We start from the raw sequence: 25,302 nt of genomic DNA, 5'->3' as shown, positions 1-25,302 counted from the left end.
GATTGAAACAGAGGTAGCCATGAGGGTCGTCGTCATCGGAGATGTGAGCTGGAACGGCAACTACCATCTGGGCGACGAGGCGATGACCGAGGTGGCGATCGCCGAACTGCGCAAGCGAGGAGCACAGGTCACCCTCATGGCCGGTGACCCCGGGATCTCCGCGCCGTTCTACGACGTCGACGCCGTGCCCCGCTTCGGCTACCGCACCATCTACCGGCGCGAGCCGAAGATCCGCCATCTCGACGCGATCGTGGCGGGCGCGCGCGGCGAGGGGGATATCCCGGCGGAAGCCGTGCGCACCGTGGACGCCGTGCGCGCCGCCGACGCCGTGGTCATCGCGGGCGGGGGCAATCTCAACTCCAGCGGCATGCACCACATCTTCGAGCGACTGACGCTCAAGCGGCTCGCCGAGCACTTCGGGATCCCGCTCTACGTGTCCAGCCAGACCGTGGGCCCCCACCTCCTCCCCGAGGATCGCGAGCTGGTCGGCGAGATCGCCTCCTACGCGAGGGTGTTCGGCGCGCGGGAGCGCACCACGGCCGCTCTGATGCGCGAGATCGTCGGCGATGCCGGCAACGTGGTGCACACGCTCGACGACGCGATCCTGCTGGAGCCGTCGCGCACCCCGGAGGAAGCGCGGGATCTGCTGGGCCTTTCCGAGCGCTACGTCGTGGGAAGCTTCACGTACCACGCCTGGTCGACGGGCCTCTCCCGCGAGGAGTACTATCGCAAGCTCGCGACGATGCTCGATCAGATCGTCGCCGAGCAGGACGCGGACATCGTGCTGCTGCCGCACATGGGCCGACTGGGCGACGCCGATGACCTGGGGCAGGACGGCGATCGCTTCGGCCACGAGCGGATCGCGGCCTATTCGGCGAGTGGCCGGGTGCGGTCGTTCGACATCATCTCGGCGCGGGATCTGCTGTCGGTCACCGCAGGTGCCGTCTTCACCGTGTCGACGCGCTACCACCCGGTGGTGTTCGGTGCGGCGGTCGGCACCCCCGCGATCGGGATCGTGACGAGCTACTACTCCGCCGTCCGCATGCGAGGAGCGCTCGCCAACCTGGGGATGGAGTCCTTCGCGATCCCCTACGAGTCATGGACGGCGCTCTTCGGCTCCCGCGTGCTCGGGGCGCTCTGGACCGAGGGCGAAAGGATCCGCTCGGGGGTGCGGGCCGTCGGCCTCGCCCGGCGCGCGTACCAGTCGAGATGGTGGGACGGGATCGTCGCGGACATCGGCGACGGCGAGTCCGTGCCGCGCGAGGATCTCCCGTCCGTCTCTGAGACGTCCTGGACCGACGAGCGGAACGAGGAACTGCTCGCGGTGGCCCGCGTGGCGCAGGAGGGCACGAACCTCTACCGCTTGAACGCTTCGTTCACCGAGCAGGATCACGTCTCCCGGATCGGGCAGTTGGAGAAGCAGCTGGAACGGACTCGCGAGGAGATCGCCGGTCTGCACGCCCAGTATGCGGAGCTGCGCCATCGCGTGCGGCCCCCGGGGGCCGCGCTGCGGGATCGCGTGCGCCTGAAGCTGCGCAGCTTGCGGGGGAAGGGACCGAATGAGTGAGATCAGCCAGACGGCGTTCATCGGCGAGGGCGTCGTCGTCGGCGACGGCGTGAAGATCGGACCGGGGGCGGTCGTCCTGGGCCCCTGCGTCATCGAGGACGGCGTCTGGATCGGGCCCGGAGCCCAGGTCGGCGCCCCTCCCGAGATGTCGAGTCTGCCGCAGAACACGGCTTGGACGGGCGACCTGCAGCACTCCGGCGTGCGCATCGGCGAGGGCGCCGTGATCCGCGAGGGCGCCGTCATCCACCAGGGCACCTACCGCGAGACCACCGTCGGTGCGCGCAGCTGGGTGCTCAACCGCGCCTACCTCGCGCACGACGTGCTGCTCGGGGCCGACGCGACCGTGTCCGCCGGCGTCTCGATCGGGGGGCACTGCGCGATCGGCGATCGGGTCAACATCGGCATGAACGCGGTGGTGCATCAGCGACGGGTCATCGGCCCGGGGGCGATGGTGGGGATGGGCACGCCCGTGACCCGCGACGTGCCCCCGTTCGCGAAGGTGTACGGCACTCCGCCGCGGCTCACCGGCGTCAACGCCGTGGGCATCGAGCGCGCCGGGTGCGGTGCGGAGGTGGCCGCTGCGCTGCGGGCCCACTACGAGGCGGGCGAGTTCCTGACCGGGAGCGACTGGCTGCCCGAGGACCTCGCCGCGCTGAACGGCCACATCGCGTGGTGGCGCGCCCACCCCGATCTGCGCCCGGTCACCGCGGCCCTCGGTTGATCCGGTGCTGCAGAGGGTCGTCAGGGAAACGAAGTAGACTGCATCCTCGTGGTTTATGAAGCGGCGCTCACAGACCCGGACTACAGTGCTCCGGGGAAGAGCAAGGGCCTGTGGGACGTCCTGCGGCACCGGTATCTCCTCTCGCTGCTGCTGAAGAAGAACGTCGCGACCCGCTACTACGGTTCGGTGCTCGGCTGGATCTGGTCCTACGTGCGCCCCGCCGCGCAGTTCCTCATGTACTACCTCGTGATCGGGGTGCTGCTCGGAGCGAACCGGGGCATGGACTACTTCCCGGTGTACCTGTTCGGGGGGATCATCACGGTCAACCTCTTCAGCGAGGCGCTGCGCAACTCGACGAACGCGATCACGGGCAACGCCTCGCTGGTCAAGAAGATCTATCTGCCGCGAGAGCTCTTCCCCGTCTCGGCGGTCGGAGCCGCGTTCATCCACTTCCTGCCGCAGGCCGCCGTGCTGCTCGTGATCTGCATCTTCCTGGGGTGGACGATCACCTGGATGCAGGTCCTCGTCTTCCTGCTCGGCCTCGTCATCGTGCTGGTGTTCGCGCTCGGGCTCGGGCTGTTCTTCGGCGCGATCAACGTGGCCTACCGCGACGCCGGCAACATCGTCGACCTCATCCTGATGTTCTCGACCTGGGCCTCGCCCGTGCTCTACTCCTCGCAGTTGGTGCGCGACCTCGCACCCTCCTGGATCTACCACCTGTACATGGTCAATCCGGTCACGGTGACCGTCGAGCTCTTCCACGACGTGTTCTGGCTGCCGATCGCACCGGGGTCGGATCGGCCGGAGCACCTCATGCTGAACGCGATGATCGGCCTTGCGATCGCGTTTGCCACCCTGCTCATCGGGCAGCTCACGTTCCGGAAGATGGAGGGGAACTTTGCCCAGCACCTCTGAGACGCAGCCGGCGGACGTCGCCCAGAAGCCGGCGATCGTCATCAACGACATCACCAAGTCGTTCACGCTCAAGTACAACAGCTCGTTCAAGGAGTCGTTCCTCGCGCTGCTGAAGCGGGAGAAGCTCAGCTCGCACTTCAACGCCGTGGACGGCATCACGCTCGAGGTCCCCCCGGGGCAGTCGATCGCCCTCATGGGGCGCAACGGATCCGGCAAGTCGACGACCCTCAAGATGCTCTCCGGGGTCATGCGGCCCGACAGCGGCTGGGTGCGCACCCGAGGTCGTGTCGCGGGTCTCATCGAGGTGAGCGCGGGGTTCAACCCGAACCTCACCGGTCGCGACAACGTCTACCTCAACGCGGCGATCCTCGGGATGTCGAAGAAGGAGACCGACGCGCGCTTCGACGACATCCTGGAGTTCTCGGAGATCGGCGAGTTCATCGACACCGAGGTGAAGCACTACTCGTCGGGGATGCAGGCTCGGCTCGGCTTCGCGGTGGCCGTGCACACCGAGGTCGATGTGCTGCTGATCGACGAGGTGCTGTCGGTCGGCGATGCGGCATTCCGCAAGAAGTGCGCCGCCCGCATGCAGGAGATGCGGGCCCGCGGCACGACGATGTTCGTCGTGAGCCACAGCGCCAGCCAGGTGAAGCAGCTCTGCGACCGCGGAGTGGTGCTGCATCAGGGCCGGGCCATCTTCGACGGGCCCATCGATGAGGCGCTCAAGGTGCTCGACAGCACGAGCGGGGCGGCCGCCCGGCGCCTGCGGCAGGCCAGGAAGGGCCCCTTCGATCTGCGCGAGTCGCTGGACCGCTTCGTCACCGCCTATCCGAGCGAGTACGGCGTGCTCGAGGGCGAACCCGTCGTCATCGACGAGAACGGCGGAGGACTGATGCAGCCCTGCAGCAAGGGCATGATCCTGGCCTCGTCGTCGCTGAAGGTCACCCGGGGGCTCCGCAACGGCGCGTTCCAGCGCGCGTACGCCGCCGCCGGGGGGCCGGCGGGCGATTGGGGCTTCGTCGCGGGCAAGATCCAGACTCTGGATGAGAACGGCCGCAGGTCGTTGCGCTTCCAGCACGGGACTGCCTTCTTCTCCCCGGACTCCGAGGTGGAGTTCGTCCGGGACTGAGTTCCGCGCAGCGGACCCCGGAGTACACTCGCAGGGATGAGTTCCATGCGCACGCTTTCGCGATCCGTCGCCCAGGGCATCGGCCTGCTCGTGGACCGGGAGCGGCCCTGGCGTCGCGATTTCCTCGTGCTGCGCGCCGCGAATCGGTTCTCGCCCGGGCTGGTGGAGCGGGCGCAGCAGCGCCTCGAGGGGCGGCTGCGCGACTACCCCGAGGCGCTCGTGCCGTATCTCGACTACGTGGAGCAGCGCGACGGAGCGGAAGCGGCGCTGAGCTACGCGCAGCGGCTCGCCGAGCAGGACGACACGACAGCCGCCATGCTCGTCGAGATCGCGAAGGCGCACTACCTCCGCAGGGCCCTCGCACTCGGCGACGTCTACATCGAGCGGGCCAAGGAGATCGATCCTGCGTGCGCTCGCATCTACGACGAGGAGGCCTGGAACCAGCGGGCCCGCGGCAACCTGCACCGCGAGATCCACGCCGTCGAGCAGTCGATCGCTCTCGCGGGCGACGAGGAGACCCGGCTCTCCTGGCGGGGGTGGCTGGCCGATGCACTGGTGCGGCAGGGACGCTACGCGGACGCCTGGGAGGAGCTCAGCACCTTTCCGGCGCTGCCGGCCGGGGACGAGCGCCTGCTCATCCGGGCCTACTGCGCACGGCAGATCGGCGAACCGGCGGCTGCGCAGGAGGCCTACCGGGCCTTCGCCCCGGCCCCGGCCTGTGCGGGAACGCCCGAGTCCGCCGTGCAGGGCTTCGATCTGCTGCGCGTGGCGAGCCTGCAGTTCGAGGAGTACCAGCACGCCGACGAGGCCGCCGAGCTGCTGCGCGAGCTGCCCGACACCGCCGAGACCCGCCTCTTCGAGCTCAGCTTTCTCGCCCGGCTGCAGCTGGGCGAACTCGATCTCGCCCTGCGTCACGCGCGCCACGCCGCCGCGCGACCCGACCGCGCCCCCGGGACGCGCGAGGCGCTGGGCGGCCTGCTCGAGCTCCTCGACCGGCCGGATGAGGCCCTCGAGGTGTACGCGGGATCCGATCAGCGCGACCTGACCCCGCTCGCGCGCTTCCGGCGCTCGGCGATCGTCGCCGAGCGCGAGCCCGGGGACGCGCCGGGCAGCGAGCAGCGAGCGGTCGAGAGCTATCTCGACGGCCCCGGGCCCGAGTCCGTGATCGCGGGATCGGCGCTGGAGGGAGAGGTCGATCCGCAGCTGCAGGCGCTCGTCTCGCGCTTCAACCAGCAGCTCGTGCGGCCGTTGCGCGTCGAGCATCTGCGCCAGATCGCCGCGCGCGCCAGCGGACACGAGCTGCGCGCCCAGGCCGCACTGCAGCTCGCGGCGCGGCTCGCCGAGGCCGAGGAGTGGCCCGGTGCGTGGGCGGCGATCCGCGCCGCGCAGGTCGAGCGGCTGCCGTTCGTGCCGCTGAGCCTCGAGGCCTGGACCGACCTCGGCTCCCCGCTCGACCGCTTCTACGACGAGTGCAGCGAGACCGAGCCGATCCAACCCCGCACCGTGCTGTACGAGTCGTCGCTGGGCGCCACGACCTCCTGCAACCCGCTGGCCATCTGCCGCGAACTGCTCGACGATCCTCAGCACCCCGATCTGCTGCACGTCTGGAGCATCGCCCCCGGCGCGGCGATCCACCCCTCCCTGCTGGACCGCCCGAACGTGGTGTTCGTGCGCAAGGGATCGCCCGGCCACTTCCGCTACCTGGCGAGCGCCGGGTACATCGTCAACAACTCCACGATCGAGTACGGCTTCTCCAAGCGCGACGGCCAGCGCTACCTCAACACCTGGCACGGGGTGCCGTGGAAGACGATGGGCCGCGACAACCGCTCCGAGCCCTTCGCCTACGGCAACATCAGCCGCAACTTCCTGCACGCCGACGCGGTGCTCGGCCCCGACCCGCACACCCTCGACGTGCTCTCGCGCGGGCACGACGTCGACCAGCTGATCCCGCACGTCTTCGTGCGCGGCGGGTACCCGCGCAACGATCTCTCGGTGAAGCTGAGCGACGAGGATCGCACGGCGCTGCGCGCCGAGCTGGGCGTGCCCGCCGACGGCCGGCTGGTGCTGTACATGCCCACTTGGAAGGGCACCTTCACCGAGCGCGACGCCGAGGTGCAGCAGGTGGTCGACGTCGCGCGAGGTCTGGGCGCGCCGGGGCTCACCATCGCCGTGCGCGCGCACCACTACGTGAGCGAGGCGTTCCGCGGTGCCGCCGACCCCGACGGCTTCGTCTTCGTGCCGCCGCAGCTCGACACCAACGAGCTCATCGGCGCCGCCGACGCCGTGGTCACCGACTTCTCGAGCGTGCTCTTCGACGCCGCGGCCGTGGGCGTGCCGGTGGTCAAGCTCATCGCCGACATCGAGGCCTACTCCGCCGACCGCGGCCTGTACTTCGGCGCCGAGGAGGTGCCCGGCGCCGACGCGCGCAGCACGGAGGAGGCTCGGCAACTGCTGCTGCAGGCGGTGCAGGATCGCCAGGGCTTCGTCGACGAGTACGCCGAGCAGACCGCTCGCTTCAGCTCGCCGGAGACGGGCACCTCGGCCAGACGGGCCGTCGAGCTGCTCTTCGGCGCCGGCGGCGATCCCGCGCCGGTCCCCGTGCCCGACGCGCAGCCCGCTGCCGCGCCCGATGCCGCGTCGCACGCGGGGACATCCGCCGCATCGGCGGATCCGGCCCCCCGGCGCGCCGTGCTGCTCTCCACCGGCGGGCTGCCGCCCAACGGCATCACCCGCTCGGTGCGCAGCCTCATCGCGGCGCTCGACGGCAGCGAGTACGCGCCCTACCTCATGCCGAACCGCAACGCGCTCGAGGGGGCCGAGGCCGACACGCTCGCCGACGTGCGGCGCTACTCCCGCGTGCTGCCGCAGGTGGGCCAGTACGCCGGCACCCGCATGGAGCGCGAGGCCCTGCAGTTCTTCTCCACCCGGCGCTACATCGACTTCCCCCTTGCGAAGCGCCACGTCGCGCGCGGCATGGAGCGCGAGGCGCGGCGGCTCTTCGGGCAGGCCGTCTTCCACTCCGCCGTCGAGTTCAGCGCCTACGACGCGAAGAACATCGCCCTCGTCAACGACGGGGTGCGCATCGCCGGGGGCCGCCGCGGCATCATCTTCCACAACGAGATGTGGAAGGAGATCGAGAACAAGTACCCGCGCCTGCGGGCCGGCCTGCTGACGATGGATCGCATGGCCTTCTGCGCCTCGGTCAGCGACGGCGTGCGGGATTACAACGCCGAGACCATGCACGAGCACCTCGGGGTGCCCCGCGAGAAGCACATCACCATCGAGAACACCATCAACGTCGCCGAGATCCGCGCCCTCGCCGAGATCCCCATGGACCCCTCGGACGCCGAGTGGTACGCCTCGGAGGGGGCCCACGCCTGCGTCATCGCGCGCCTCTCGCACGAGAAGAACCACGCGCAGCTGTTCGAAGCGCTCGCCGCCTGCCGCGACGAGCTCGGCCGGCCCGTGAAGATCACCTGCCTCGGCGAGGGACCCCTTCGGCTCGAGCTCGAGCGGCAGATCGCGGCGCTCGGCATCGGCGACCTCGTGCGTCTGCGCGGTCTCGTGCCCAATCCCCAGGCGCATCTCCGAGCGGCCGGGGCCCTGATCCTGCCGTCGCTGCACGAGGGGCAGCCGCTCGTGATCCTCGAGGCGCTCACCGTGGGCGCGCCGGTCGTGGCGACCGACACCCCCGGATCGCGCTCCGTGCTGCACGACGGGGCGTTCGGGCCGCTCGTGCCGATCTCGCTCGAGGGCCTCGTCGAGGCGCTGCACCGCGTCGCCGACGGGCGGCTCTCGGGAACGGGGGAGTTCGACCCCGAGGCGTTCACCGCTCGCTCGCTGCGCATGTTCACCGAGGCCATCGACCCGACGGGCTGAGCGTGCGGGGTGGGCGAGTGCCGCCGGTCGAGCCCGCCGGGATCTGCTCGCCCTGCCGGCCGAGCCTACCGGGACCCGGGGCGTGCTCTCCTCGCCGGTCGAGCCTGTCGAGATCGGGGCCTCCAGGATCCCGCCGCATGCGGGGCTCCGCTCCGCGTCGGCTAGGCTGACTCCGACGCATCGCTCGACCCGGGGGAGGACGCCGTGCGGCTCTGGAAGCACCTCTGCGCGCTGGTACTGGCCTCGGGGCTCGTGGTGGGCTCGACGGCGGGCGTCGCCGGTCCGGCGTTCGCGGAGGGTCGCGATACCGCCGCGGCCGAGTCCTTCGGCGACGCATCCGGTGACGGGCAGAACGATGCCCCGGGCCTGCCGGGCGCCGAGGATCCCGAGCCGCAGACCGGTACGGGTGACAGCGCCGGGGCCGGCACAGGTGAGGACGCTTCGGAAGCCGCGGATCCGGATCCCGGCGTCGATCCCGGTGCGGACGGCGGGGTCCCCGATGCCGATCCGGCCCGATCCTCCGCGAACGCATCGGAAACCGCCGGGGACGCACCGGAACCGGAACCGGCCGAGGACCGGAGCGCGCCGGTCGCCGCTGAGAGCGATCCGGGCCCGATCCTCGCGGCGAGCTCGCTCTGCGCCGCGCACAAGACCTGGATGCGGCCCGGGTGCCCCTACACCGGCACCTTCGCCGATCCCACGATCCTGCCGGTGCGGGAGGGCGGCAAGACCGTCTACTACGCCTTCGGCACCACCACCAGCCAGCTGCGGCTGCCGGTGCTCCGGAGCACCGATCTGAAGCACTGGTACCCGGCCGCGTACTCGTCGCAGCCGGGCTGGGACGAGCGCAACTTCAACTTCAGCACCAAACCCTGGAACGCGGACTACGACAAGATGTACTCCAATCCCGGGTACTACGACCCTCGCGCCGACACGGCGATCCCGTCGGAGATCCGCGGCTTCACCTACCAGACGCCGCGCGGAACCGCCTCGGCGCGGTTCATGCAGGAGCGCGAGACCTGGTTCAACGGCGACGGGCTCGTCTCCCCGCGGCCGAAGTGGGCCCACGACATGGGCCTGAAGATGGGCAACCGGGGGTGGAACCGCCAGGAGAACTGGGCCCCCGGCGTCGCCCACTTCAACGGCAGGTACCACGCGTACATGTCACTGCGCGTCAAGCCGGCCGGCGCCGCGGGCGCGGCCCCCGACGGAGCATTCTGCATCGTGCTCGCGACGTCGTCGAAACCCGGCGGCCCCTACCGCTACGCCAACGGCGGAGACGCGATCCAGTGCCAGCCGAGCGACCCGGGCGGCGCGATCGATCCCGAGCCGGTGCAGTACGGCGGCAAGTGGTACCTGCTCTGGAAGGGGCAGGGTCGGGGCGGCGTGGAGCAGGGACTCTACGCGCAGCCCATCAACACGGCCACCGGCAAGCTCACCGGATCCCGCGTCACGCTGCTCACGCGCAGCATGTCTTCGGGAACGTGGGAGATCGGCACCATCGAGAACCCCACCATGCGGGTGATCGGCGGCACCGCCTACCTGCTGTACTCGGGCGGGAACTATCAGGCGTCCGCAGGGAACACCAGCAACTACGCCACCGGCTACGCCGTCTGCCCGAAGGGCCCCACGGCTCCCTGCAAGCGCCCCGCCGGCGACAACCGCCTGCTGCGGAGCAGCGGCAAGGTGCAGGGCCCTGCGGGCGGCAGCCTGTTCACCGCCGCGGACGGCTCGGTGAAGTACGCCTACCACGCCTACGAGCTCGGCGGCAGCCCGGGTGTGCGCAACATGCGGGTCACCAACCTGTACCGTCTCGGCAACGGACGCCTCGTGCTCACCGACGGGCCCAAGCCGATCTTCGGGGACGTGCCCGGAGACCATCAGTTCGCGAAGCAGATCAAGTGGCTCGCGGATCGCGGGATCACGACCGGCGACCGGGCGGGCAACTTCCGGCCGAAGGCGAACGTGAGCCGATCCGACATGGCGGCGTTCCTCTACCGCTATGCGGGTTCGCCCCGGTACACGCCCTCCGGGCCCGAGCCCTTCGCCGACGTGCGGCCCGGGCAGAAGTTCTACCGCGAGATCCGGTGGATGCACGCCGAGGGCCTCTCCACCGGCGTGCGGAATCCGGGCGGCAAACCGCTGTACAAGCCGAGCAGCAGTATCAGCCGGGAGGCCATGGCGGCGTTCCTGTACCGGCTCAGCGGGTTGCGGGGCTATACGCCGAAGGGCGGGGAACCGCTGGCCGACGTGAACCGCTCGTCGAGGTTCTACCGCGAGATCCGCTGGATGTACGACATCGGCATCACCACCGGGATCGACGCCGGGGGCGGCAAGGTGCGCTACGACGCGCTCGGCACCACGAAGCGCGACGCCTTCGCCGCGTTCCTCATGCGGTACGACGGCAAGTTCTGAGCTCGCGGGGCGTCCCGCCGATCGAGCCCGGGGTGGTGTGGTGGGCTGATCGAGCTTGTGGTGGTGTTCGCTGATTGGGGTTGTGGTGCTGCCCGTTGATGGAGCCTGTCGGGATCGAGGGCCCCTCCGGCTGATCGAGCCTGTCGAGATCGAGGCCGCTCCCCGCGGACTGGATCGGTCGTGATCGAATGCCCCACCGGTGGAGCCCGTCGAGATCTCAGGGCGCTTTCGGGCGGCGAGCCTCGGACCGCCGCGGTTCGCTGCGCTCACCCTGCCGTGGCGGGATGCGGGCCGGTGAGCCGGGGCAAGCGGCGATCTGAGCGTGTCGGAGGCCTCATGCTCTGCGCTCGAACAGGGGCCGAGAATTGCCCGGTGAGACGGGCTGTGCAGTTCGTGGCGGGTTCCTGGCGGGGATCCGCCGATGCGCAGACTCGCTGCGACCGTGGGCATGAGGGCCGCGGATCGGTCCGCGGCGGGCCGGCTCGCGTCGGACGATCGGTGCCGGCGGCGACGGCGGGCTCTTCGCCGGTTCCGGGCTCGCTCCTCCCGGGCGGGGGTCGATGTTGCGCGGTGGGAACACCGGGTGGCGGATATCTCGCGGGTTCCGGGGGCGGGCCGAGTGAGGGAGGGGCGGGGGAGGGCGGCGCCACTGATGCTTCGTCCACAAGCGCCGAAACGCGACAAAAACCGTCGAGTTATCCCTAGGTATTTTCCCTGATCAAATGGGAAAATTGAGCATGTCCTTCTTTGCTCACCTCATCGATCGGGTCGCTGCGATCCGCGCCCTGACGGGTGAGGTGCCCGATGCCGCGCTGCTGCCGGGAGCGGTGGGGCGTCTCGACGACGAGGGCGCGGTGCAGCTGCTGGAGCTGGCCGCTGCGGTGGGGCAGATGGCGGAACGGCTGCGTGTGGCCGCCGCGGGTGTGGTGGCGCAGCGCTCCTCGCGCTCGGCGGGACATGCAGGACTGGCGCAGTCCGCGGGGCACCGCAACGCGGTGTCACTGGTGCAGCAGATCACCGGGATGAGCCGGGGCGAGGCCGCGAAACAGGTGCGAGTGGGAGAGTCCCTGTACCAGAGGGCAGCGGGAGCATCCCCGAGATGGGCGACGTCGTCCGTGATGCAGCGGATCATCCGATCGGAGGAGTCGAAAGAGCGGACGGTGCCGAGGGCGGCGAGGGCGGCGAGGGCAGCGAGGGCGGCGAGGGCGGGAGTGCCGGGACCGGTCGTGCCGGAGCCGATGGCGCTGAGTCGAACGGCCCCGGAGGCTTCGGGAGCCGAGCCCCGGCAGCACCGTGGCACGCGCCGCTGGGGTCCGCGCTGCTGAACGGCACGATCACCGCGGCTCAGCACGATACGATCTTCCGCGGGCTCGGCCATCCTCCCGCTCATGACTGCGAGGTGCCGGTCGCACCGGCCGCGCCGGCCGCGCCGGGAGTGCTGAGGGGCGACGGGAGCCCGGTACCGCGATCGAGTCCGGCGCTGGAGTCGGATCCGGGATCGAACCCGGGGTCGAGCGCGGGGTCGAGCGCGCCGTCGCCGTCTCTGCCGGTGCCGGAGCACGATTGTGCTCGCGAGGCGCGGGAGCGGGCGGCGGTGTGGTCGGTGGCGGCGGAGCAGCTGGTCGCCGAGGCGGGCTGGAGGACGGTCGAGGATCTGGGGTGCGCGGCGCGTGCGGTACGGGATCGGCTCGACCCCGTGGGTGCTGAGCGGCGGTACCTGGCCCGGTACGAGCAGCGGTCGTTCCGGATGTGGAGGGACCGGGACGGGGTCACGCGCGGGAGCATCGCGTTCGACGACGTGTCGGCGGCGTGGCTGCGGTCGGCGCGAGATGCCGCGTTGCGACCCCGGCGCGGCGGACCGAGATTCGTGGATCCCGAAGAGCAGACCCGAGCGCGGGAGCTGATCGAGGATCCGCGGACGAATGAGCAGCTCGAGTTCGACCTGCTCATGGATCTGCTGCGGGCCGGCACGCCTGCCGACGCCGAGACCGTGTTCGGCACCCGGCAGGCCGGCGTCCGTCTCGTGCAGATCGTCGATCCTGCCGATGACCGGCGCACCGTTCGCCGGGGTGCCGGGCACTTCGAAGACGATCCCGCCGCGATCCCGGCCGGAGTGGTAGGGCAGCAGACCTGCGCGAGCGGAGTGGTGCCGGTGACGGTCGACCGGTCGGGGCGGCCCCTGGATGTGGGGCGGGAGCGGCGGCTCTACACGGCCCGACAGCGCATCGCGCTCGCGGTCCGAGACGGCGGGTGCCGGTGGCCGGGCTGCGATCGACCGCCTGCGTACTGCGAGGCCCACCACATCGACGAGTGGCAGAGGGATCAGGGGAGCACCGATCTCGATCGCGGGATCCTGCTCTGCCGTTTCCACCACATGCAGCTCCACAACGGCGGCTGGCGCATCACGCGCTCCGACGATACCGACCCGGTCAGAGATGAAAGCGGCCCTGGAACCGGTGGCCGCAGCGCAGGCATCGGCGGGCCCGACAGCCTCGCCGTCGACGGCCGCGCCGATATCGATATCGGCGCCGGGGCCGGTGGCCGCGGCGGTGATGGTGTCGGTGTCGGTACCCAGGTCGGTGTCGGTACCCGCGATGGTCCTGGCGCAGAAGCCGGTACCGGTGACGCTCCCGGCGCGGATACCGGTGTCCGTACCGACGACTTCGCCCTCCACGACCCCGGAGGCAGAACGATCGCGATGCGACCCCGTATCGAACTCCGATTCGCCTGGGGAGACCTCGATCCACCACGGCGCCGCTGTACACTCGCAGCCTGAACCCCGGGGAGAGGGGTCCCGTCGCGGCTTGGCTCCGGTCCTCGGCTCGATCCCAATCCTCGGCTCTCGCCGCCGACCTGTGGCGCCCTCTCCGACCCTGGCGCCGACCCCTGACGCCGAGCTTTGACACCGAACCTGGGCCCTGACGCCGACCCCTGCTACCGAGCTTTGGTGCCGATACTTGGCGTCGCTCCTCGGTCCCGGCCCCGGAAGCCGACCCTTGGTGTCGACCCTTGTCGCTGGCCTCGGCCCCTGGTGCTGACCCTTGGCGCCCGGCCCCGGGCGCCCGGTCCCGGTCCCGTGAGCCGGCCCCGGAACCGCTACCGGGCCGGGCGCTCGGTTAGGCTGATGAAGTTCATCGATTTCAGGGAAGGCGCATGGGACTCGCTCGGAAGACCTCACAGCTGACCGCCTCGATCGCCATTGCGGCGCTGATGCTGGGCGGCGCAATCGTCGCTCCGGCCCATGCCGAGGAGGTCGAAGAGGCGCCCCCTTCCGTGCAGGCGCCCGCTCCGGTTCCCGATGGTGAAGAGCCGCCGCGGCCGCTCCCGATCACCGCGCCGGCGGCCAACGGCATGTGGCCGTGGCCCGGCTCGGCGTACGTCGGCAACTTCGCCGACCCGCAGATCCTGCCGGTCACCGAGGCCGGCGGCACCGCCTACTACGCCTTCTCGACGAACTCCGGCAACCGCAACCTCCCGGTGCTGCGCAGCACCGACCTGCGGAACTGGAACGTCACCTCCTACGCCTCCGACATGGGATGGTACGACCGCGGCCGGCCCGACGACTACGACCCCTTCACCGACGACGCGATCCCGATCGAGATCCGCAGCTTCAACTACCTCGTGCCGGACAGCACGCCCGCCCTGCAGCGCCGCGAGGCCTGGCTCAACGCCGACGGCCTCGTATCGCCGCGGCCCGGCTGGGCGCGGAAGATGCCCCGCAACCCCGCCGACTCCGGCGACTTCGGCTGGCGCTCGCAGGAGACCTGGGCCCCCGGCGTCGCCCGCTTCAACGGCAAGTACCACGCTTACCTCTCGATCCGCGCGACGGGCGGCGGCCCCGACCGCTTCTGCATCGGGCTCGCCACCTCGACGAAACCGGCCGGCCCCTACCGCTACATCAGCGGCAACTCGAACGTCGTGTGCCCCGGGGACCGCCCCAACGGCGTCATCGATCCCGAACCCGTCTCGTACGGGGGCAAGTGGTATCTCCTGTGGAAGAGCGAGAACGCCGCCGGCACCCGCCAGGGCCTGCACGCGCAGGAGATCGATACCTCCACGGGACGTCTCAAGGCCGGATCCCGCACCGTCGACCTGCTGCAGCGCGATCTGTCCAGCCCCTGGGAGAAGCACGCCATCGAGAACCCCTCGATGGCCACGATCGGCGGCACCACCTACCTGTTCTACTCGAGCGGCGAGTTCTGGTCGGGCCCCAACACCACCAGCAGCTACTCCACGAGCTACGCGATCTGCCCCCAGGGGCCGACCGCCCCCTGCAAGCGCCCCGCGGGTGACAATCGGCTGCTCGCCAGCGCCGGATCCGTGCAGGGACCGGGCGGTGGCAGCGTCTTCGTCGACGCGAAGGGCTCCTGGCGCTTCGTGTACCACGCCTACACGCTCGGAGGGCGATGGGACCTGCGCACGATGCGCATCGCCAACGTCTACCGCTGGCCCGGCGGCGCCATCTCGATCGCCGACGGCGCGCGCCCGCGCTTCGCCGACGTGCCCGCGCATCAGCAGTTCCACCGGCACATCATGTGGCTCGCGGATCGCGGCATCACGACGGGCGACAAGGCCGGCAACTTCCGCCCGGCCGGCAGTACGAGCCGCTCCGACATGGCGGCGTTCCTCTACCGCTACGCGGGCTCGCCCCGCTACACGCCGAGCGGCCCCGAACCCTTCGCTGATGTGAACCGGAGCACCAAGTTCTACAAGGAGATCCGCTGGATGCACGCCGAGGGGCTCGCCACCGGCACCAGGCAGGCGTCCGGCAAACCGCTCTACCGGCCGACGCAGGCCATCACGCGCGAGGCGATGGCCGCGTTCTTCTACCGTCTGAGCGGCACCAGGGGGTACACCCCGACGGGGCGAGAACCCCTGGCCGACGTGAATCGCTCCTCGAAGTTCTACCGCGAGATCCGCTGGATGTACGACAACGGCATCACCACCGGTATCACCACCGGCGGCAAGGTGCGCTACAACGAGTACGGCACCACGAAGCGCGACGCCTTCGCCGCGTTCCTCATGCGCTACGACGAGCAGTACGGCTGACCCGACGCGCGGTTCAGTCGCACACCTCGAAGACGTGCGCCCGATCGCCGGGAACCGCGAGCTCGCGATCCCGGAGCACCATGGACCGCGGCGAGTCCGGGTCCGCGCACAGGCTCGCGAAGGACCGCGGCAGCATGTCGGTGTACTCGATGTCGATGACCCTCCGGCCGTAGACCCCGGTGTAAGCGGCGCACTCCCCGTAGGCCGCGCACTCCTCGGCCACGGCGAAGTCGAAGCCCGCGCGATCCCGCAGCAGCGCCGCATCCTCAGCGGCGTTCTTCTGACCCGCCGCGAGACCCGCTCCATGCGCGGCCGCCACGTACGCCTCGGCGAGCGCGATGCCGCCCTCCCGGGTCAGCGCGCCTCCGGAGCGCGTGTAGGTGTCGAGGTTGTCGAACTCGACCGCGTCGAACCCTGCGGCCGCGCATCCCTCGATCCACGGGACGACCCTGGCGAGGATCGCGTCCCTCCGAGCCTCGGTCGACGTGTCGAGCAGCGCCTCGTCGGGCCAGTCCGGGTCGACGACCGGTCCGTCGGCGTCGCGCAGCAGCACCTCCTCGGGCCACTCGTGCATCTCCCCGGGCTGCGTCTGGAAGCCGTTCACGTAGCAGATCGAGTAGCGCTCGGGATCGGGAGCCGCCAGGCGATCCCGGACCACGATGCCGACCCCGTCGGCCGGAGGATAGGCTCCGCCCAGCTGATAGTCCGGTGCGGCGCCGGCCGGCGGCAGGACGGGTCTCTCCGCCGACGGGGTCGGGGCCGGGGTCGACCCGGGTCCGGATGCCGACGGGTCCGGTGCGCCGCCCGCGCGCCCGTCACCCGTTGCGCAGCCGGTGGTGAGCGCGACGCCGAGCAGCAGCCCGCCGAGCAGCAGCGCACCGAGCGGGGCGCTCCGCTTCGGCATCGCGCGTCGCCCCGGCACGTCGTCGCGGGGCCGGCCCGCTCCGCCGCGGACGGCGCGGGCCGGGCTCACTCGCAGTCGACCCGGTAGAGCACGGCATCGCCCTCGCGGTCGGCCTCTGCGAGGATCGGCGAGCGATCCAGCTCCTGCATGTGCCGGAACGGCACACCCCGGCGGGTGTCGCTGTCGAGCACGTAGTCCATCCCGAAGTCGAGCACGAAGCCGACATCCAGTGCGTCGGCCAGTTCGCAGGCCCGCGCGGGGTCGTCCACGATCGAGTCCACCAGCTCGTAGCCGCGCTGGTCGTAGCGTCCGCCGGCGTGCGGGAACACCACATCGCGATCGGCCAGAGCGTATCCGAGGGCGCTGCCGTTGAGCGGGTTGTTGAGGATCCGCTCGCCCTCGGGCACCACGTCGTCGAGCCGCTCCAGCAGACGCAGCTCGTCGTCGCTGAGCAGGGGAGCGGGCTCCTGATAGCTGTCCCGCACGATCTGCAGGGCCGTGAGCGTACCGGCCTGCCCCGCCGCCACGAGGAGGAGGAGCGCCCACGCGGTCAGCGCGCGACGCGCCCGGCGCGGATGCGTCGCACGCGCGGCTGCGAGGCGCCGCAGACCCGGCCGCAGCATCGTCCAGGCCGCCGACGCGCCCAGCACCGCGAGCGGCAGCGCCCCGAACGGCACCAGCGACGCGAGGCGCCGCGGGTCGTTGTACCAGGGGCTCAGGAACAGCGTGCGCCACTCCGCGGTGTGGAAGCCGTCGGCGATGTAGTAGAAGAATGCGAGTGCGGCCGCGCTTCCGATCAGCCAGCGCAGCCGGGGGTGCCGCCACGCGATGACGACTCCCAGCAGCACCAGCAGGGAGACCGTCCAGGCGGAGCCCTCGAGATGCGGCGTGCCGTCGAGCAGCTGCAGCAGGGCGGCGCGGAAACCGTAGAAGCCCTGCCAGACGTTGTCGGCGGTGCGCCCGCCGATCCACGCCGCCAGCGTCGCGGCGGCGAAGAGGACGAGGCCGAGCACGGCGCTCCCGCGGCGCAGTGCGGGCGGGCGGCTCGGCATCGCGAGCAGCCCGCCCGCGTCGGGCACGGGCGCGCCCCGCAGCGCCCGCACGGCGGCCCACAGCACCGGCACCGCCCCCCAGATCAGGGCCGCGTGGATCACATTGGGGTGCGCGAGCACCGCGGCGCCCAGCGCGCCGAGCAGGAGGAGCCAGCGGGTGCCCCGCGAGAGCGGCATGGATCGTCGGGCCGGCCCGAGATTGAGCGTCTGCAGCCCGGCCACCAGCAGGTACGGCAGCAGCGCGAGCGCGAGCAGATTGGGGTAGATCACGCCGTAGCCGGCGAGGAAGAGCGGGAAGTTGGGGAACGCCGCGACGAGCGCCCCCGTGATGAGCGCGACCCGTGCGCTGGGCCCGGCGACGGCCCGGCCGAGCGCGAGGGCGCCCAGCGGCCAGACGACCGCCGAGACGGCGACGAGGGCGGCGTTCGTGGCGAGGGGGATCGAGGCGCCCGTCAGCTGCACCAGCAGCGCCACGAAGCCGTGCCAGAGGACGGGGTAGAAGACCGGCGTGCCCGGCGAGGTGAGATCGACCGTCAGCGGCGACGCCGATCCGGAGTCGAGGATGTAGCGCACCGCGTTGAGGTGGAAGCCCGCGTCGAAGGTCTGCGAGATCACGTCGCCCCGCCCGAGTCCAACGACGAGCGAGAGCGCGATGACCGCGCCGCCGATCGCGGCGGCACCCAGCGAGACGAACAGGTCGCGGCGCTGGGCCGCGGCGCTCGCGCGGTTCCGGATCCGCTCCGAGGCCCCCAGCCGGCCGCGCAGGAGCCAGAGCACCGCGGAGAGCAGCACCGTCACGGCGAGCGGCGGCAGCAGGGACCAGGAGACGCCGACGACGGGGGCGACGATGCTCGAGACCGCCATCACCGCGAACGCGGCGGGCACGGCCACCACGGCGACCGCGAAGCCGCGCAGCCGCAGGGCGAACGACACGGGGAGGCCGAGGATCGCGATGAGTGCGAGCGACGCGGCAGCCGGCGCGATGAAGGCCACCCAGCTCACGAGCGCGCGCCCCGATCCGGGTCGGCGTCCGGATCGCCGCCCGGGACCGGGCCGGTCTCCGGGCCATCGCCCGGGTCCGGGTCGCCGTCCCGGCGGGGCTGTGCGCCCGGAGCCGGATCGGCGCTCCGATCCGAGGGGTCGGTGAGCTGCTCCCGGATCCGCGTCTCCATGAGCGCCACGGCCCGCGCCAGCTCGGTCACCCGCGCATCGCTCCGGGCCTTCGCCCGCACCACCGCGACCGCGAAGGTCAGCATCGCGACGATGAACAGGTAGAGCAGCAGATCGGTGCCGCGCCCGATGCCGAAGAAATTGGCGACGCCCGTGAGCACGGCCGGGAACATGATCGCCACGATGGCGGCGGCCACGAACAGGATCGCGAAGATCCGCTTGAGCGCGAGGGAGCGCTCGCCCGGCAGGAAGCGCACCGCGAGCGCCGCCGCGGCGATCACGGCGGCGATGAGCAGGAGCTGGAAGAGGGTCATGGGGGCGCCTAACGGATGATCAGGTCCACGAGGATGTTCACGGAGTTGAGCAGCGACTGCCCCTTGGCCTTCGAGTAGTCGGAGTAGATCACCTCGACCGGCTGCTCCGCGTAGGGCAGGCCGGTGCGGCCCAGCTGCACCACGATCTCGGTGCCGTGCGCCATGCGATCCTGCCGCAGCTTGATGCGCCGCAGCGCGTCCTCGCGGATCACGCGCAGTCCGTTGTGCGCGTCGGTGAGGCGGGTCCGGGTCGTGAGGTTCGTCACCCAGACCGCGGTCTTGAGCACGATCTTCTTGAGGATGCCGGGGTCGGTGCGGTCGTCGAGGAACCGGGATCCGAAGACGATCGCGAGGTCCTCGTCGCGGGCGCGCCGCACCATCGCCGCCGCGTCCTCGACGCGGTGCTGCCCGTCGGCGTCGAAGGTCACGACGTAGCGCGCGCCGCGTTCGAGCGCGTACTCGAAGCCCGTCTGCAGCGCCGCGCCCTGGCCCAGATTGATGGGGTGGGTGACGAGGCGGGCGCCCGCCTCGAGCGCGATGCGGCCCGAGCCGTCGCGCGATCCGTCGTCGATGCAGACCACGTCGGGGAAGACCGGCAGCAGGCCCGCGATGACGCCCGCGATGACCGTCGACTCGTTGTAGAGCGGGATGACCACCCAGACGTCGGCGGCTGCGACCGGGCGCTCTGCCGCTGGTTCAAGGGTCATACAGGTATTCTGGCAGATGATGGGCGCGCGAACCCGCGTGCATGAAAGGTGGATGCATGTCAGCTGAGCTCATTCCCGCGGCGAGGCCGATCATCGGTGACGACGAGCGCGAGGCGGTGGACCGCGTGCTGCGCTCCGGGATGATCGCTCAGGGACCCGAGGTGGCGGCCTTCGAGCGCGAGTTCGCCGAGCACTTCGTGCAGGGACGCGCCACGGTGGCCGTGAACTCGGGCACGAGCGGGCAGCACCTGGGCCTGCTGGCCGCCGGAGTGGGGGCGGGCGACGAGGTGATCGTGCCCTCGTTCACCTTCGCCGCGACGGGCAACTCGGTCGCGCTGACCGGCGCCACCCCGGTGTTCGCCGACATCGAGCCGCGCACCTTCACGCTCGACCCCGAGTCGGTGCGCGCCGCGATCACGCCGCGCACCAAGGGGATCATGCCGGTGCATCTCTACGGGCACCCCTTCCTCGTCGACGAGATCGAGGAGATCGCGCGGGAGCACGGCCTCGCGATCTACGAGGACGCCGCGCAGGCCCACGGCGCCTCGTGGCGCGGGCGGCCCGTGGGCACCATCGGGGACTTCGCGATGTTCAGCCTGTACCCCACGAAGAACATGACCTCGGGCGAGGGTGGCATGGTGTCGTGCGCCACCGACGAGATCGCCCGGGGGGTGCGCCTGCTCCGCAACCAGGGCATGGAGACCCAGTACGCCAACGAGGTGATCGGCTTCAACGCCCGCATGACCGACGTGCACGCCGCGATCGGCCGCGTGCAGCTGACCAAGGTGAACGGGTGGACCGAACTGCGCCGCCGCAACGCGGCCGTGCTGAACGCGGGCCTCGCGGGCGTCGCCGGACTCACGACCCCCTACGTCGCCGAGGACGCGGTGCACGTCTACCACCAGTACACGATCCGCGTCGATGCCGCCGAGCGCGACCGCCTGCGCGATGCGCTGCGGGAGGAGCACGGCGTGGGATCCGGCGTGTACTACCCGATCCCGAACCATCGCCTGCCCTCGCTCGCGCCGTTCGCGCCCGGCCTCGAACTGCCCGAGACCGAGCGCGCGGCGGCCGAGGTGCTGTCGCTGCCGGTGCACCCCTCGCTCAGCGAGGGCGATCTCGAGCGCATCGTCGCCGGCGTCTCCGCCGTGCTGCGGGCCGGCGCCTAGACCAGCCGGAGCCCCGACTACGTGCGCATCGCGATCACCAGCCGTATCTTCGAGCCCGAGCCGAGTGCCGCCTCGTTCAGGCTCGCCGCGCTCGCCGCGGCCTTCGCCCGTCGCGGCGACGACGCGACCGTGCTGACGGTGCGGCCGCCGGCGTCGCTGAGGTCCGCGGTTCCCGGCACGGACGGGTCCGATGCCGGAACCGGTGCCTCCGCTGCCGGCGCAGACGCCGGCGGGCTCGAAGCCGGCCCCGCCGATACCGCGCTCCGCACGGCCTCCGGAAGCGTTCGGGATCCCGGCTCCGGGGCGCCGACCGCGCACCGGGTGTACCGCGTCGCCCGCTTCCCGGTGCTGCGCGACCGCGCGGGATACGTGCGCGGCTACGTGCAGTACATGAGCTTCGACATCCCCCTCTTCCTGCGGGTGCTCTTCGGGCCGCGCCGGGACCTGATCGTCTCCGAGCCGCCGCCCACCACGGGCTTCTTCGTGCACCTGGCCGCAGCACTGCGGCGCACGCCCTACGCCTACTACGCCGCCGACATCTGGTCTGACGCTTCGGCGCAGACCGGCGCGCCGGGATGGATGGTCGGTCTGGTCCGCCGGATCGAGCGCTTCGCGCTGCGGGGCGCGCGCGTGGTGCTCTCGGTCTCGGACGGGGTGACGGGGCGGCTCGCCGAGCTCGGGGTCTCTGGCACCGTGGTGACGGTGGGCAACGGCGTGGACGCCGCCCGCTTCGCCGGGGCGCTGCAGGAGACCCCCGAGCCGGAGGCCGACGGCCGACTCGTGTTCGTCTACGCCGGGACCGCCTCGGAGTGGCACGGCGCCGACGTCTTCGTGGAGGCCATGCCTGCGGTGCTGCACGAGGTGCCGGAGGCCCGGCTGCGGTTCATCGGCGGGGGATCCGAGCGCGACGCGCTCGAGACGCGAGCCGCGGAGCTCGGGATCGCGCACGCCGTGTCGTTCGAGCCGGTGATGTCGGCCGAGCGGGTCGCGCCCGTCCTGCAGGGCGCCGCGGCGGCGATCGCGAGCGTGCGCCCGGGGGCCGGATACGACTTCGCGTTCCCCACGAAGCTCTACAGCGCCGCGGTCTGCGGGGCGCCGCTCGTGCACTCGGGCCCCGGGCCCGCGGTCGACTTCGTGCGCACCGAGGTCGACGGGGCCCCGCTCGGGGCGGCCGTGGCCGCGGACCCCGGTGCGGTGGCCGATGCGATGATCGCGGTCGCCCGCCGGCCGTTCGACGCCGAGCGCCGCCGCCGGGTGTCGGAGTGGGCCGTGCGCAACGTCAGCCTCGGGGCGGTCGCGGAGCGCGCCGTGCAGCATCTCGTCGCGGCGGTGCAGCGGTGAGCCGCCGCACGCCGAAGCGGGTGGTCTACGACCTGCTGCAGATCGCCGGACTGCGCCGGGCCGGGGAGTCCTTCCCGCCGGTGGCGCGACCCGCGGGTGCGGGTGCGGCGCGCAGCCTCTTCATCGGTCCGGCGAACAGCGCCGGGCAGGGTGCGGCGTGGGCCCGGGCGGCCGAGCGCACCGGCTTCGGGATCGCCGCCGTGAGCATGGCCTTCAGGCGCGGGGGCGGCTTCGCCTTCGACGTCGACCAGTCCGTGCCGTCCGCTTACGGCGCCCACAGCCGCGCCTGGCAGCGCCGTCAGCTCGCGGCGGTGTCGGGCTTCGACGCCGCGCTGCTCGAATCCGGGCTGCCGCCGTTCGCGGGCCTGCTCGGCGGTGAGCCGCTCGCCCAGATCCGAGCCCTCGAATCCGCCGGCGTGCGCACGGCGCTCGTCTTCCACGGCAGCGACATCCGCGACCCCGATCGCCACCTCGCGGCCGAACCGCACTCCCACTTCGACGACGCAGACTTCGCCCGCACGTTCCGCGAGGTCACCGCGCGCAACCGATCCCTCGTGAGCGCCGCGGGGATCCCGGTCTTCGTCTCCACGCCCGCCCTGCTCGACGAACTGCCGGGTGCTCGGTGGCTCCCCGTCGTCGTCGACCCCGGCCGCTGGGCCTCGCCCGCGCCGTCGTTCGGGGGGGACGGCCCGCCGCGAGTGGTGCACATCCCCTCGAGCTCGACGGTGAAGGGCTCCGAGCTGATCGAGCCGGTGCTGCACCGCCTCGCAGCCGCGGGCCGCATCGACTACCGCCCCGTCGCCGGCATCCCGCACGCCGAGATGCCGGCCGCCTACCGCGCGGCCGACATCGTGGTCGACCAGTTCCGCGTCGGCGACTACGGAGTCGCGGCGTGCGAGGCGCTCGCCGCGGGCCGTCTCGTGATCTCGCACGTGTCGGATCGCGTGCGCGAGCGCACCCTGGAGCTGACGGGCGACGCGCTGCCGGTGGTCGAGGCGACCCCGGAGACGCTCGATGCGGTGCTCGCCGACGTCGCGCGGCACCCCGGCCACTACGCGGAGATCGCGGCCGGCGGCCCGGGGTTCGTTCGCCGCCACCACGACGGCCGGCGCAGCGGCCTGGTGCTCGCGGAGTGGATGGGGTGCGCGGCGCCCGCTGAGGAGGCAGAGCGATGAAATCACTGTGGCGCACCCTGGTCGAGGTGTTCGGCGTGCTCCCGAAGGGCGCCAAACCGTTCTACGTGTGGTACTCGATCGTCACGAGCGCGCTCGCGATCCTCGACACGCTCGCGCTCGCGCTCATCGTCGCCGTCGTCACCCCCATCGCCAGCGGCGACGACATCGAGCTGCCCGTGATCGGACGCGTCCCGCCCGAGGCGACCGTGTGGATCGTCGTGGTGATCTGCGCGCTGTTCCTGCTCAAGGGGGTGCTGGCGATCGTGCTGCATTGGTTCGCCACGCGCCGCTTCGCCCGCTACGAGCTCGAGGTCGGCGACGCCCTGTTCCGCGCCTACACCCACTCGAACTGGGAGAAGCGCTCGCAGATCAGCACCGCAGAGGTCACGCGCATCGTCGACAGCTCGATGGCGAACACCAACATGGGATTCATCCTGCCGCTGTCGCAGGTGCCGGGCAACGTGCTCACGTTCGTGTCGGTGCTGGCGGTGCTCGTCATCGCGCAGCCGGCGACGGCGGTCATCGCGCTGCTCTACCTCTCCGCGTTCTCGGCGCTGATGCTGCTGGTGATCTCGCGGCGCGCGCGCCAGGCGGGCATCAACAATCGGAAGTACGCCTACCGCGTCGCCACGATCATGACCGAGATGGTCGACGCGCTCAAGGAGGTGGCGCTGCGGGGCAAGCTCGACGAGATCGGCCGCGTGGTGACGAAGAACCGGCGCATCGCCACCCGAGCTCGCGCCAACATCTCCTTCCTCGGCATCGTGCCCAAATACGCCTTCGAGAGCGCGCTGATCGGCGGCTTCCTCGTGATCGGCGGCAGCGCGTACCTGATGGGCGGCTTCGCGGCTGCGATGACCGCGGTGGCCCTCTTCGCCGCCACGGGCTTCCGCATGATCCCCGCCATGACCACCGTGCAGTCGGCCTTCACCACGGCGGGGGCCAACGAGATCTACGCCCGGGACGTGATCCGGGAGCTCACGGCGGCCCGTGCCGACGACGTCGTGAACGCGCAGGCCGAGGATCGCGGAGCGCTGCCGGAGGCGCCGCGGGCCATCCAGCTGCGCGACGTGCGGTTCCACTACCCGGGTTCCGAGCACCACGTGCTCGACGGTCTGACGCTCACCGTGCCCTTCGGGACGCGTCTCGCGGTCGTGGGCCCCTCGGGCGCGGGCAAGTCGACGCTCATCGACATCCTGCTCGGTCTCAGCGTGCCCACGTCGGGCGAGCTGCTCGTCGACGACGTGCCCATCTCGGACGTGATGCGGCAGTGGCGCTCGCGGGTCGGGTACGTGCCCCAGCGGGTGGCGCTCTTCGACGCCTCGATCGCGCAGAACGTCGCGCTGACGTGGGAGGACGACTACGATCCCGACCGGGTGCGCGACGCGCTCGAGCGCGCCCATCTGGGTGAGCTCGCGCAGCGCGGGCGCGGCATCGACGAGCACATCGGCGAACGCGGGGCCGCGATCTCGGGCGGGCAGCAGCAGCGCCTCGGCATCGCCCGCGCGCTCTACTCCGATCCGCTCGTGATGGTGATGGACGAGGCCACCAGCGCGCTCGACACGGCGACCGAGAACCGCGTGACCGCGTCGATGCGGGAGCTCCAGGGCGAGGTGACCTTCATCACCGTGGCGCACCGCCTCGCGACGATCCGCGACTACGAGCAGGTCTGCTACCTCGACCACGGCAGGATCCTGGGCCGCGGCACCTTCGACGACGTGGTCGAGCAGGTGCCCGAGTTCAGGCTGCAGGCCGAGCTGGCGGGGCTGCTGTGAGCGTTTCGCCGAACACCCGA

Annotated in this window: 17 protein-coding genes; 13 read left to right on the top strand and 4 right to left on the bottom strand. The window is 71.5% G+C overall.

Annotation, left to right across the window (positions count from 1 at the left end):
• The first annotated feature begins 19 nt into the window (after positions 1 to 19).
• The 9 genes from ACWKZU_RS15695 to ACWKZU_RS15655 all read left to right on the top strand — a co-directional run bounded on the left by ACWKZU_RS15695 (position 20) and on the right by ACWKZU_RS15655 (position 15,675).
• The gene (locus ACWKZU_RS15695) at positions 20 to 1,567 is read left to right on the top strand and encodes a polysaccharide pyruvyl transferase family protein (RefSeq protein ID WP_449283270.1); all 1,548 of its coding nucleotides are present in this window, start codon (positions 20 to 22) and stop codon (positions 1,565 to 1,567) included.
• Positions 1,560 to 2,288, top strand: coding sequence for a DapH/DapD/GlmU-related protein (locus tag ACWKZU_RS15690; protein ID WP_449283269.1), 729 nt, complete (start codon positions 1,560 to 1,562; stop codon positions 2,286 to 2,288). The genes ACWKZU_RS15695 and ACWKZU_RS15690 overlap by 8 nt, the downstream gene beginning before the upstream one ends.
• 48 nt (positions 2,289 to 2,336) lie before the next feature.
• Positions 2,337 to 3,203 carry an ABC transporter permease gene (locus tag ACWKZU_RS15685; RefSeq protein ID WP_449283268.1) on the top strand — a complete coding sequence of 289 codons (867 nt, stop codon included), beginning with the start codon at positions 2,337 to 2,339 and terminating at the stop codon, positions 3,201 to 3,203.
• On the top strand, positions 3,187 to 4,332 hold the full coding sequence (locus ACWKZU_RS15680; RefSeq protein ID WP_449283267.1) for an ABC transporter ATP-binding protein: 1,146 nt from the start codon (positions 3,187 to 3,189) through the stop codon (positions 4,330 to 4,332). The genes ACWKZU_RS15685 and ACWKZU_RS15680 overlap by 17 nt, the downstream gene beginning before the upstream one ends.
• Positions 4,333 to 4,368: 36 nt before the next feature.
• On the top strand, positions 4,369 to 8,211 hold the full coding sequence (locus ACWKZU_RS15675) for a CDP-glycerol glycerophosphotransferase family protein (protein WP_449283266.1): 3,843 nt from the start codon (positions 4,369 to 4,371) through the stop codon (positions 8,209 to 8,211).
• A gap of 204 nt (positions 8,212 to 8,415) precedes the next feature.
• Complete coding sequence (locus ACWKZU_RS15670) at positions 8,416 to 10,626, top strand: family 43 glycosylhydrolase (protein ID WP_449283265.1); 2,211 nt, start codon at positions 8,416 to 8,418, stop codon at positions 10,624 to 10,626.
• 737 nt (positions 10,627 to 11,363) lie between these two features.
• A complete protein-coding gene (locus ACWKZU_RS15665; protein WP_449283264.1) occupies positions 11,364 to 11,951 on the top strand; it encodes a hypothetical protein in 588 nt (195 codons plus the stop codon).
• A 74-nt stretch (positions 11,952 to 12,025) separates the two neighbouring features.
• The gene (locus ACWKZU_RS15660) at positions 12,026 to 13,402 is read left to right on the top strand and encodes a DUF222 domain-containing protein (RefSeq protein WP_449283263.1); all 1,377 of its coding nucleotides are present in this window, start codon (positions 12,026 to 12,028) and stop codon (positions 13,400 to 13,402) included.
• A 377-nt stretch (positions 13,403 to 13,779) separates the two neighbouring features.
• The gene (locus tag ACWKZU_RS15655) at positions 13,780 to 15,675 is read left to right on the top strand and encodes a family 43 glycosylhydrolase (protein ID WP_449283262.1); all 1,896 of its coding nucleotides are present in this window, start codon (positions 13,780 to 13,782) and stop codon (positions 15,673 to 15,675) included.
• A gap of 13 nt (positions 15,676 to 15,688) precedes the next feature.
• Here ACWKZU_RS15655 and ACWKZU_RS15650 read toward each other — a convergent pair whose 3' ends face one another.
• From ACWKZU_RS15650 to ACWKZU_RS15635, 4 genes are all read right to left on the bottom strand, one after another.
• Positions 15,689 to 16,579 (bottom strand): endo alpha-1,4 polygalactosaminidase, encoded by an 891-nt coding sequence (locus ACWKZU_RS15650; protein ID WP_449283261.1) that lies wholly within the window; start codon positions 16,577 to 16,579, stop codon positions 15,689 to 15,691.
• Between the two features lie 65 nt (positions 16,580 to 16,644).
• Entirely contained in the window at positions 16,645 to 18,633 is a 1,989-nt protein-coding gene (locus ACWKZU_RS15645) for a DUF6541 family protein (protein WP_449283260.1), read from the bottom strand.
• Complete coding sequence (locus tag ACWKZU_RS15640; RefSeq protein ID WP_449283259.1) at positions 18,630 to 19,115, bottom strand: DUF2304 family protein; 486 nt, start codon at positions 19,113 to 19,115, stop codon at positions 18,630 to 18,632. The genes ACWKZU_RS15645 and ACWKZU_RS15640 overlap by 4 nt, the downstream gene beginning before the upstream one ends.
• 8 nt (positions 19,116 to 19,123) lie before the next feature.
• On the bottom strand, positions 19,124 to 19,822 hold the full coding sequence (locus ACWKZU_RS15635) for a glycosyltransferase family 2 protein (protein ID WP_449283258.1): 699 nt from the start codon (positions 19,820 to 19,822) through the stop codon (positions 19,124 to 19,126).
• A 56-nt stretch (positions 19,823 to 19,878) separates the two neighbouring features.
• On the opposite strand from ACWKZU_RS15635, the gene ACWKZU_RS15630 reads away from it, so the two are divergent.
• Genes ACWKZU_RS15630 through ACWKZU_RS15615 form a run of 4 tightly spaced genes read left to right on the top strand, consistent with a single transcriptional unit; the run spans position 19,879 to position 25,282 of the window.
• Positions 19,879 to 20,991 (top strand): DegT/DnrJ/EryC1/StrS family aminotransferase, encoded by a 1,113-nt coding sequence (locus ACWKZU_RS15630; protein WP_449283257.1) that lies wholly within the window; start codon positions 19,879 to 19,881, stop codon positions 20,989 to 20,991.
• 21 nt (positions 20,992 to 21,012) lie between these two features.
• The gene (locus tag ACWKZU_RS15625) at positions 21,013 to 22,332 is read left to right on the top strand and encodes a glycosyltransferase (RefSeq protein ID WP_449283256.1); all 1,320 of its coding nucleotides are present in this window, start codon (positions 21,013 to 21,015) and stop codon (positions 22,330 to 22,332) included.
• Positions 22,329 to 23,507 carry a glycosyltransferase gene (locus ACWKZU_RS15620; protein WP_449283255.1) on the top strand — a complete coding sequence of 393 codons (1,179 nt, stop codon included), beginning with the start codon at positions 22,329 to 22,331 and terminating at the stop codon, positions 23,505 to 23,507. Before ACWKZU_RS15625 ends, ACWKZU_RS15620 begins: the two co-directional genes overlap by 4 nt.
• The gene (locus tag ACWKZU_RS15615) at positions 23,504 to 25,282 is read left to right on the top strand and encodes an ABC transporter ATP-binding protein (RefSeq protein ID WP_449283254.1); all 1,779 of its coding nucleotides are present in this window, start codon (positions 23,504 to 23,506) and stop codon (positions 25,280 to 25,282) included. The genes ACWKZU_RS15620 and ACWKZU_RS15615 overlap by 4 nt, the downstream gene beginning before the upstream one ends.
• The last annotated feature ends 20 nt before the right edge of the window (positions 25,283 to 25,302 follow it).

It is taken from the genome of Leucobacter sp. (genome assembly GCF_053528595.1).
The sequence above is the reverse complement of the archived record's forward strand: the minus strand, read 5'-3'. Positions and strand labels throughout refer to the sequence as shown.

Excerpts from the sequence above, each read along its gene's own strand:
- ACWKZU_RS15695 (WP_449283270.1), top strand. The coding sequence starts at position 20 with ATGAGGGTCGTCGTCATCGGAGATGTGAGCTGGAACGGCAACTACCAT.
- ACWKZU_RS15690 (WP_449283269.1), top strand. The coding sequence starts at position 1,560 with ATGAGTGAGATCAGCCAGACGGCGTTCATCGGCGAGGGCGTCGTCGTC.
- ACWKZU_RS15675 (WP_449283266.1), top strand. The coding sequence starts at position 4,369 with ATGAGTTCCATGCGCACGCTTTCGCGATCCGTCGCCCAGGGCATCGGC.
- ACWKZU_RS15665 (WP_449283264.1), top strand. The coding sequence starts at position 11,364 with ATGTCCTTCTTTGCTCACCTCATCGATCGGGTCGCTGCGATCCGCGCC.
- ACWKZU_RS15655 (WP_449283262.1), top strand. The coding sequence starts at position 13,780 with ATGGGACTCGCTCGGAAGACCTCACAGCTGACCGCCTCGATCGCCATT.
- ACWKZU_RS15650 (WP_449283261.1), bottom strand. The coding sequence starts at position 16,579 with ATGCCGAAGCGGAGCGCCCCGCTCGGTGCGCTGCTGCTCGGCGGGCTG.
- ACWKZU_RS15640 (WP_449283259.1), bottom strand. The coding sequence starts at position 19,115 with ATGACCCTCTTCCAGCTCCTGCTCATCGCCGCCGTGATCGCCGCGGCG.
- ACWKZU_RS15635 (WP_449283258.1), bottom strand. The coding sequence starts at position 19,822 with ATGACCCTTGAACCAGCGGCAGAGCGCCCGGTCGCAGCCGCCGACGTC.
- ACWKZU_RS15630 (WP_449283257.1), top strand. The coding sequence starts at position 19,879 with ATGTCAGCTGAGCTCATTCCCGCGGCGAGGCCGATCATCGGTGACGAC.
- ACWKZU_RS15615 (WP_449283254.1), top strand. The coding sequence starts at position 23,504 with ATGAAATCACTGTGGCGCACCCTGGTCGAGGTGTTCGGCGTGCTCCCG.